The 7,433-nt window shown below is 64.0% G+C and carries 13 protein-coding genes and 1 pseudogene; 8 read left to right on the top strand and 6 right to left on the bottom strand.

Going from position 1 to position 7,433, the window contains the following annotated elements; all coding sequences use genetic code 11:
* Window positions 1-298 (top strand): annotated as a pseudogene (locus H8B02_RS43125) (collagen-like protein); the annotation flags it as partial.
* Here H8B02_RS43125 and H8B02_RS43120 read toward each other — a convergent pair.
* Together H8B02_RS43120 and H8B02_RS43115 are read right to left on the bottom strand one after the other, a co-directional pair.
* Window positions 256-573: a hypothetical protein gene (locus H8B02_RS43120; protein ID WP_229171829.1), complete on the bottom strand. Its 318-nt coding sequence runs from the start codon at window positions 571-573 to the stop codon at window positions 256-258. The pseudogene H8B02_RS43125 and the gene H8B02_RS43120 sit on opposite strands and share 43 nt — an antisense overlap.
* 86 nt (window positions 574-659) lie before the next feature.
* Entirely contained in the window at window positions 660-926 is a 267-nt protein-coding gene (locus tag H8B02_RS43115) for a DUF2277 domain-containing protein (RefSeq protein ID WP_229171828.1), read from the bottom strand.
* Between the two features lie 118 nt (window positions 927-1,044).
* On the opposite strand from H8B02_RS43115, the gene H8B02_RS43110 reads away from it, so the two are divergent.
* Entirely contained in the window at window positions 1,045-1,290 is a 246-nt protein-coding gene (locus H8B02_RS43110; protein WP_016840968.1) for a DUF2188 domain-containing protein, read from the top strand.
* A 17-nt stretch (window positions 1,291-1,307) separates the two neighbouring features.
* On the opposite strand, the gene H8B02_RS43105 is transcribed toward H8B02_RS43110, so the two are convergent.
* Complete coding sequence (locus H8B02_RS43105) at window positions 1,308-1,997, bottom strand: ArsR/SmtB family transcription factor (protein ID WP_229171827.1); 690 nt, start codon at window positions 1,995-1,997, stop codon at window positions 1,308-1,310.
* A gap of 138 nt (window positions 1,998-2,135) precedes the next feature.
* Between H8B02_RS43105 and H8B02_RS43100 the strand changes: the two genes are divergently transcribed.
* The 4 genes from H8B02_RS43100 to H8B02_RS43085 all read left to right on the top strand — a co-directional run bounded on the left by H8B02_RS43100 (window position 2,136) and on the right by H8B02_RS43085 (window position 4,033).
* Window positions 2,136-2,537 (top strand): nuclear transport factor 2 family protein, encoded by a 402-nt coding sequence (locus H8B02_RS43100; protein ID WP_229171825.1) that lies wholly within the window; start codon window positions 2,136-2,138, stop codon window positions 2,535-2,537.
* Window positions 2,538-2,599: 62 nt separating this feature from the next.
* Window positions 2,600-2,947, top strand: a complete 348-nt coding sequence (locus H8B02_RS43095) for an MmcQ/YjbR family DNA-binding protein (protein WP_229171823.1) — start codon at window positions 2,600-2,602, stop codon at window positions 2,945-2,947.
* Between the two features lie 158 nt (window positions 2,948-3,105).
* Window positions 3,106-3,459, top strand: coding sequence for a hypothetical protein (locus tag H8B02_RS43090; RefSeq protein ID WP_229171822.1), 354 nt, complete (start codon window positions 3,106-3,108; stop codon window positions 3,457-3,459).
* A gap of 148 nt (window positions 3,460-3,607) precedes the next feature.
* The gene (locus H8B02_RS43085; RefSeq protein WP_229171821.1) at window positions 3,608-4,033 is read left to right on the top strand and encodes a hypothetical protein; all 426 of its coding nucleotides are present in this window, start codon (window positions 3,608-3,610) and stop codon (window positions 4,031-4,033) included.
* Between the two features lie 96 nt (window positions 4,034-4,129).
* Here the strand turns inward: H8B02_RS43085 and bfr are convergent, their stop codons facing one another.
* Both bfr and H8B02_RS43075 read right to left on the bottom strand, forming a co-directional pair.
* On the bottom strand, window positions 4,130-4,618 hold the full coding sequence (gene bfr, locus H8B02_RS43080; RefSeq protein ID WP_163155403.1) for a bacterioferritin: 489 nt from the start codon (window positions 4,616-4,618) through the stop codon (window positions 4,130-4,132).
* Window positions 4,619-4,847: 229 nt separating this feature from the next.
* Complete coding sequence (locus H8B02_RS43075; protein WP_016843730.1) at window positions 4,848-5,120, bottom strand: (2Fe-2S)-binding protein; 273 nt, start codon at window positions 5,118-5,120, stop codon at window positions 4,848-4,850.
* 385 nt (window positions 5,121-5,505) lie between these two features.
* On the opposite strand from H8B02_RS43075, the gene H8B02_RS43070 reads away from it, so the two are divergent.
* Window positions 5,506-5,811 (top strand): hypothetical protein, encoded by a 306-nt coding sequence (locus H8B02_RS43070; protein WP_050422015.1) that lies wholly within the window; start codon window positions 5,506-5,508, stop codon window positions 5,809-5,811.
* Window positions 5,812-6,047: 236 nt separating this feature from the next.
* Window positions 6,048-6,332 carry a hypothetical protein gene (locus H8B02_RS43065; RefSeq protein WP_092124594.1) on the top strand — a complete coding sequence of 95 codons (285 nt, stop codon included), beginning with the start codon at window positions 6,048-6,050 and terminating at the stop codon, window positions 6,330-6,332.
* Window positions 6,333-6,416: 84 nt separating this feature from the next.
* Here H8B02_RS43065 and H8B02_RS43060 read toward each other — a convergent pair.
* Window positions 6,417-7,433: lytic murein transglycosylase (locus H8B02_RS43060; RefSeq protein ID WP_229171819.1), on the bottom strand; the 1,017-nt coding region annotated here is incomplete at its 5' end.

Here is a 7,433-nt window from a genome sequence, read left to right as displayed (position 1 = left end):
CGCCGGTCCACAGGGCCCGCAGGGTCCGCCCGGGCCGCGCGGTGAAGCCGGCCCGCCCGGCCAATTGCCGTCGATCGAGCAGGTGATGCCGTGGCTGCACATGATCTTCGACGCCTGGGAAGACTACAAGCGCACCAAGGAGCGCGAAGCCGCAGAGCTCGCCGAACGCGAAGCCGCCGAGCGCGCAGCAGCGGAGGCGATCGCCCTTGACGTCGACGCGATCGATTTCGCTGATGATGACGACGAGGACGACGATCACAAGAAAAAGAAGAAGCACCGCAAGAAGGACAAGAAGTAACCCGTCTTGTCATCGCGCGACGACGCGGCCGCCATGTCCGCGTCGTGCTTGGTGCTTACCGCTCCGCACCCGGATTGGCCGGAGGGTCGGGCGAGCTGCATGAGCTGGAAGACCCAGCGCATCGCGTAGTACCAGGCAACACCCGCGAACGCCCCGCAGGCCGACAGGATGATGACGTTGGCGAGGTCGATCGTGCCGCTCGACCACAGCATGCCGCAGGTCCAGAGAACGGCAAACGCAATCGAACAGAATGTGAGCAGGGCGGCAGGCTTCATGGCGTTTGCTCCGGGACCGGGTGAACGGCCATGATGCCCGGGGGCATGGCAGCGTACCGTGACCTGCATCACGGAATGCCCGGACCTCAGCCGAACCGCAGCCGCGAACGCTCCCTCGCCTTCTCCGCCTCAATCTCGCGATCGCGCGCCGGCGACGTGGTCTGCAACGAGATCAGGAGCCTGCGCGCGGCGTCCGAGACCTCAGCCACGGCGAGGTTGAAGGCGGCCTCATTGGACTGCGACGGCTTGTTGAAGCCGGATAGTTTGCGCACGAATTGCAGCGCGGAAGCGTGGATCTCGTCCTCGGTGGCGGGCGGCTCGAAGTTGAACAGCGTCTTGATATTGCGGCACATGTCGGTCTCCCTCGCCCGCACTCGGGGCTCATGTCTCAAAGACGATCGGCTGCTGCAAAATACGACATCGTGGTCTATTCTGGCAGCCTCATCGTCCACGATGGAAATGAGGTTCCGGATGAGCCACGTGATCTACAAGGTCGTCCAGCACGATGGCGGCTGGGCCTATACCGTCAACGGGGTGTTCTCGGAGCCGTTTCCAACCCATGCCGCGGCGCTTGCCGCCGCCCGGCGCGCCGCCAACGAGCAGCGCGTTCCCGGGCGCACCGAGGCGATCCAGTACGAGACCTCGGACGGCAAATGGCTGACCGAAACCGCTTCCGGCAATGACCGCCCGGAGACCGAGGTCGAGGACGGCCGCTAGGTTCACATTCGGCGGCTTCAGAATGGAACCTGCACGCCGAGCCGGTCGAAGAATGCCCGCCCCCGGTCGGTGATCCGCAACGCGCGCGGTATCCGATGCGGCGCAACGCCGCGCATCGCGACCAGCCGCGCCAGCACGGCATTGGCGAACGGACCCGCGAGATGCGGCACGCGCTCGGTCCAGTCATTGCAGAGCCGCAGATGCGGCTGCCGCGCCGGATCGAAATCGACCTCTTCGGCGCGGCACCAGGCCAGCCCCTGCTCGGTCACGCGACCATCGCGGCCGTCGACGATGACGAGGCGGCGGCGCACCAGCGCGTTGGACAGCAGCACGCCGAGCTGGCCGGCCAAATGATGGTAGCAGGTGCGCGATTGCCTGAGCTGCTCGGCGGGCATCGCCCGCTTGCGCCCGGCCGTGGCTTTCGCCGCAAGATCGACCAGGTTCTCGATCAGCGCCGCGACGTCGTCGTCCCTGATCCGGTAATATCTGAACCGGCCCTGTGCCCACACCGACAGCACGCGCGCATCCACCAGCTTCTGCAGATGCGCGCTGGCGCCTTGCGGCGAGATGCCGGCAACCGCGGCAAGCTCGCCGGCCGGCAGCGCCTTGCCGTCGGCCAGCGCGCTGACCATGGCCTCGCGCACCGGATCGCCCAATGCCTCGGCGATCCGCGAAAATCCCGTCTGCACGGATTGGGATGATCTCACTGCTCGTCCTCCGGATCGCGCAGGAACGTCCTACCCGCATTCGCCGTGCCGCGAAACTCATTTCAGATTTTCCTGAAACGTCGCGACAGCCTCTTCCGCTCAAATCAACGGCAGTCAATGCAACACAAGGGAACAGTCATGACAGCCAACAATACCGACGCGGAACGCATCTACAAACTGTGGGACGAGGCCCTCGGCAACAAGGACCTCGAGGCGGCGCTGGCGCTCTACGCGCCCGATGCCTCGATCGAAAGCCCGCTGGTCCAGCACCTGATGCAGACCACCGACGGGATCGTCCAGGGTCGCGCCGCGCTGCGCGAGTTCATCACGCGCGTGTTCCGCACCAACCCGCCGCAGCGGCGGCGCTTCAAGCAGGGTTTCTTCAGCGACGGCCGAATTCTCACCTGGGAATATCCGCGCCAGTCTCCGGACGGCGACCAGATGGATCTCGTCGAGGTCCTAGAGATCGAGGGCGGCCTGATCCAGCGTCACCGTGTCTATTGGGGATGGTATGCGCTCAACGTGCTGAAGGCGAGCTAGCCGACTACATGTCCGTCAGCGGCACGTGATATGCTGAGCCGACGAGTTCGATGTTGGCGACCATGTCCGCAAATCGCTTCCGCCGCACAGCGCTGAGCCTGCCCGAGGTGGTCGAAGGCGCGCATCACGGCACCGCCGATTTCCGCGTCGGCAAGCGCATCTTCGCGACGCTCGGCTATCCCGACAAGGATTGGGGCATGGTGAAGCTGACGCCGGAGCAACAGGCTGTCGTGGTCGAGGCTGAGCCGGAGATCTTCCGGCCGGTGCCGGGCGGCTGGGGCAAGAGCGGCAGCACGAATGTCCGCCTCGCGAAAGCCGATCAAGTCACGTTGCGCAGCGCGCTCACAATGGCCCGGGACAATATCGCGGCAAAGCCTGCGAAGAAGACGCGCACGAAGACGCAAGCCTGAACGCGACGATCCCGCACTGCATCACGGACAACAGCGCTGGCTCGCTGATTCTTTGGGCATGCATCTCGTGCGCGGTTCGTGCCTAATCGCACCAACACCGGATTCGCGCGCGGGACGCTGCGCGCGTGTCGCGCACAAGGCTGTCGCGGAGGGATGCAATGCGAAGGCTCACGCACGGCGCGGTGCTTGCGTGGCTCGCCGTGACGGCGGGTGCAGCGCTGGCGTTCGACAACGGCCAATACGACAACGTGCCGCCCGATATCCGCGCCTGGTTCAAGAGTGTGATCGCGCCGAACGGCGTGCCATGCTGCGATATCTCCGACGGCCACCGCACGAGCTATGACGTTCGGGGCGGCGCCTATTGGGTTCCGATCGAGGGCGAATGGATGATGGTGCCGGAGCGCGCGATCATCCGCGATCGCGGCAACCCGGTCGGCGAGGCTGTGGTGTGGTACGTGCACCACCGGGGCAACATCATCATCAGCTGCTTCGTTCCGGCGGACGCGGTCTGAGGCGCTGCCACGCAGTCGCGCCAATTTGAAACATATACCTCCTGTTAACCTTACTTTTTAACCAATAATTAAGGATGAGTTTGCGGGCGCCCTCAGGCGCGGCCTAGCGTCTGCACAAATGCTCCGTAACCGCGAGTTGGTGCCGGCCATGTCTTGTCGAACGATGGCTTATCGAACATGTGGGGCGCTGCTGGCGTCCCTTGGCGTTGCAGCGCTGCTGCTTGCTTCCTCGACCGAGACCTATGCGAGATCCGGAACGGCGCCGCGCGGCACGTTTTCCGCGCACCATCCGGCCTTCCGTCATCATGTGCGCGTGCCCGGCATCGTGCTGCCGGACGCAGGCGGATACTATGATGGCGCGGCAGATGTCCCCTTCGCCGCCGCGGTCCCGGCGCCGGCGTCGAACGACGTCCGCTACACCTACACCCAGGACGTGCCCTGGGATTGGGCGCATCGATATCCGCCGGCCGTGGTGCCGTCGGATCGGCCTTATGTATCGAGCTGCCCCACCGAGAGCGTGACGGTGCCCGGCCGCGATGGCGATCGCACCATCAACATCATCCGCTGCTACTGACCGATCACTCCATCCTGATCGCGAAACGAAAGAGGCCGCCCGCAAGGACGGCCTCTCGCATTTTTGAAGGCTACTCTCCGAGCGCGAAGAGGCCGGTCAGGACTCCTCGCCCTTCAGATGACCGACGTGCTTCTGGGTGTAGAGCTCAAGACCGATGCGCTTGATCAGGTCGAGCTGGGTCTCGAGGAAGTCGATGTGGTCTTCCTCGTCCTTCATCAGCCTCTCGAACAGGTCGCGGCTGACATAGTCCTTGACCCCGTGGCAGTAGGTCGCCGCCTCCTGATAGAGCGTGCGGGCGCCGATCTCGGCGGCCAGGTCACACTCGATGATCTCCTTGACGTCCTGGCCGATCTTCAGGGGATCGAGCACCTGCAGGTTCGGGAAGCCGTCGAGGAACAGAATGCGGTCGACGAATTTGTCGGCGTGCTCCATCTCCTCGATGGACTCCTTGCGCCAGACCTTGGCCATCTCCAGGAGGCCCCAATTGTTGAGCATCCGGTAGTGCAGCCAGTACTGATTGATGGCGGTCAGTTCGCTGCGCAGCCCCTTGTTCAGATAATCAATGACCTTCGGGTCGCCTTGCATGATCCACTCCACCTGTCGCGGCCAAAACCGGCCAGCACTGAATTTAGAATGCTTCTAAATCAGATTATCGGAGAGAGCAACCCTTCGCGGAAGCAGCGCGTGGATAACCGGATTCGGGGGATTTGGCGAAGGCAGAGCGTTTCCGGCGATGTGGCAGCCGGATCGCATGAAGAAAGCGCATTGAAACGGGAGAGCTTCGGTTCTGCGTCGATCAGGACCGGAAACGGCCTTAGCAGGCCGCGAGCGCGAATTCGGCCGGCTCGGCGTCTTCGTTGGCGGCATGCGGATGGCCGCTGTGGGGGCAGCCGGAGCAGCAGGCCTTGGCGCAGGGGCCGAGCGCCTCGTCGATGATCGCCTTGATGGTGCGCGCGCAACGGCCGCATTCGGCGCTACAGCCGAGGCAGCCATACACCTGCTTGGCATTTCGTGTCACAGACCCGCCGCCATTGACGGCATTGCGGACATCGTGGTCGCTGAGGACGTTACAGGAACAGACAATCATCAGAAGAGGCGGGTCCAACGGGTGATGCTCGCCAATATGGATATTGTCGGCCCCGCCCGGATGCAAAGGGAAAAGCCCGTTCTTGTAGCAATTCCAAACTGATGCGGGATTCATGTTGGAATGAATCTAAATCGGTTGGTGGGGGCTTTCGGGAATAGGCAACCCATCAGGTCGGTCTACCGGGCCAATCCCGGCTTCCACCGCTACAAGCACCGGTTCACTGCGGCTACAAGCTTGTGCGTTGCAAGATATGCCAAAAGCTGCAAGCATTTGGACGCGAATACGGCAGCGTCGTTCATTGATCGTTCAAGCGGAATATGGAACCCTTGAGGCGAGGCAGATCGCCAACGCACGCTGTCCCTGCTCCCGTGAGAAAGGTGAGGTCATGAAGAAGACATTGCTGGCGCTTTGCGCCGCCGCCACTCTGGCGGTTTCGGCTGTGGCGGTGCCCGCCCCCGCCCAAGCACAACGCGGCGTCGCCGCTGGCGTCGCTGCGGGATTGATCGGTGGCGCCATCGTCGGTGGCGCGATCGCTTCGCAGAACGGCTATTACGGTCCGGGCTATGGCTACTACGCGCCCGGTCCGGCCTATGTCGCCGAGCCCGGTTACGGTCCCGATTGCTTCTGGCAGCGCCAGCGGTTCTGGGACGGCTACACCTGGCGCGTTCGCCGAGTCCGCGTTTGCGATTGATCGCCGTTCATCTCGATTAATTCGAACCAGATGTCCCGGAAAACCGACTGTTTGTCCGGGACGTCTGCTGTAGAAGGCCAGAAAAAACCGCTTTTCTGAGCGATGAGCCTGCGGACGTTTACTTTCGGTTGACTGTTCTGCGCTGTTTAGCAAGACAGCAGTTCGAGATCAGCGTGTGAGTCACCTAAACCCGGCGTCGGACCACGACGCCACCACCTTCCAGGAGAGCCAAAGACATGAAGAAGACTTTAGCTGCCCTTGTCGCCGTTACCACGATTGCCGGTTCGCTGGCCGTTGCTCCGGCTGCCAAGGCTGGTGACGGCGGGGCCATCGCGGCCGGCGTTGCCGGTGGCCTGATCGGCGGCGCCCTGCTCGGCGGCGCGATCGCAGGCGCCCGTCCCGCCCCGGTCTATGTTGCGCCGGCACCGGTTTACGTCGAAGAAGCTCCGTGCCGCTGGGTTCGTGAGCGCTTCTGGGACGGCTACGGCTGGCGCTTCCGTCGCATCCAGGTTTGCGACTGATCGATCGACGCTATTCAGCATCACCCTCGAAAACCCGGCCTCGCGGCCGGGTTTTTGTTTTCCGCCACCAAGCGGGCTTGGCGATCAGCGCTGCCCATTCATCGCGCGCAGCACCGCCTCGCTCGGCCAGCAATCGACCTTGAGCCCGGCCTGCTTCTGATAGGCGCCGAGCGCGGCGCGGGTCTGCATTCCGGCCTTGCCGTCGAGCTTGTCCTTGTAGAGCCCGATCTTCGTCAGCTGCTGCTGCATCGCCTCGACATCGGCGGAGCGCAGCTGCTTCGACGCCGACCATGGCGTCGCGAATGGCTGCGGGCTCGTCATGCGGTCGGCGAGATGGCCGACGAACAGCACGTAGAGATCGGAGAAATTGTACTCCTTGATCACGAAGTAGTTCGGCGTGGTCAGGAAGGCCGGACCGTAGATGCCTTCGGGTTGCAGCAGCGAGGCCGATTGCGCCTGCTCGGTCGCATTGAGCTTTTGCCCGCGCACTGGCACGAAGCCGGCCCGCAGCCACTGGCTGATCGGTTTTGTCACTTCGGGCACGCCGATCGTGCAATCGGCATTGGCGGGTGCCGTGACCTCGTAGGCCCAGCGCACGCCGGGCTGCCAGCCCTTGTTGACCAGCTGCTGCGCGGCGGAGGCGAGCGCGTCCGGCACCGAATGCCAGATGTCGACCTTGCCGTCGCCGTCGAGGTCGACGCCGTGCTTGTAATATTCCGACGGCAGGAACTGGGTGTAGCCGGTCGCCCCCGCCCAGGACGAGCGCAGCTCCTTGCGCGTCACGGCGCCCTCGCCGAGGATCTTCAGCGCGAGGATGAATTCGGTGCGGTACTGATCCTTGCGGCGGCCGACATAGGCCTGCGTCGCCACCACGCGCAGCGTGTCATAGGGCAGCGAATAGCGGCCGTAATCGGTCTCGCGGCCCCAGATCGCCAGCACGATGGTGGGCGGAACGCCGAACCGCTTCTCGATCGCATCGAGCGACGGCCGGTACTTCTGCAGCAGCCGCTGCCCCTCGGTGGCGAGCCGCGCGATCGAGGCCTCCTTGATGTAATCGGCCGGCACCTGCACGAACTCGGCCTGCGCGCGCGCCGGTCTTGG

The sequence above is a fragment of the Bradyrhizobium altum genome, assembly GCF_020889705.1.
Classification (GTDB): domain Bacteria; phylum Pseudomonadota; class Alphaproteobacteria; order Rhizobiales; family Xanthobacteraceae; genus Bradyrhizobium; species Bradyrhizobium altum.
Note: the sequence above shows the minus strand (reverse complement) of the source record. Positions and strands in the feature narration are given on the sequence as shown.

Bases quoted from the DNA above. Each gene is read 5' to 3' on its own strand.
- H8B02_RS43110 (WP_016840968.1), top strand. From the start codon at position 1,045: ATGAGCCACGTGATCTACAAGGTCGTCCAGCACGATGGCGGCTGGGCC.
- H8B02_RS43100 (WP_229171825.1), top strand. From the start codon at position 2,136: ATGACAGCCAACAATACCGACGCGGAACGCATCTACAAACTGTGGGAC.
- H8B02_RS43065 (WP_092124594.1), top strand. From the start codon at position 6,048: ATGAAGAAGACTTTAGCTGCCCTTGTCGCCGTTACCACGATTGCCGGT.
- H8B02_RS43120 (WP_229171829.1), bottom strand. From the start codon at position 573: ATGAAGCCTGCCGCCCTGCTCACATTCTGTTCGATTGCGTTTGCCGTT.
- H8B02_RS43090 (WP_229171822.1), top strand. From the start codon at position 3,106: ATGCGAAGGCTCACGCACGGCGCGGTGCTTGCGTGGCTCGCCGTGACG.
- H8B02_RS43085 (WP_229171821.1), top strand. From the start codon at position 3,608: ATGTCTTGTCGAACGATGGCTTATCGAACATGTGGGGCGCTGCTGGCG.
- H8B02_RS43075 (WP_016843730.1), bottom strand. From the start codon at position 5,120: ATGATTGTCTGTTCCTGTAACGTCCTCAGCGACCACGATGTCCGCAAT.
- H8B02_RS43070 (WP_050422015.1), top strand. From the start codon at position 5,506: ATGAAGAAGACATTGCTGGCGCTTTGCGCCGCCGCCACTCTGGCGGTT.
- H8B02_RS43095 (WP_229171823.1), top strand. From the start codon at position 2,600: ATGTCCGCAAATCGCTTCCGCCGCACAGCGCTGAGCCTGCCCGAGGTG.
- bfr (WP_163155403.1), bottom strand. From the start codon at position 4,618: ATGCAAGGCGACCCGAAGGTCATTGATTATCTGAACAAGGGGCTGCGC.
- H8B02_RS43115 (WP_229171828.1), bottom strand. From the start codon at position 926: ATGTGCCGCAATATCAAGACGCTGTTCAACTTCGAGCCGCCCGCCACC.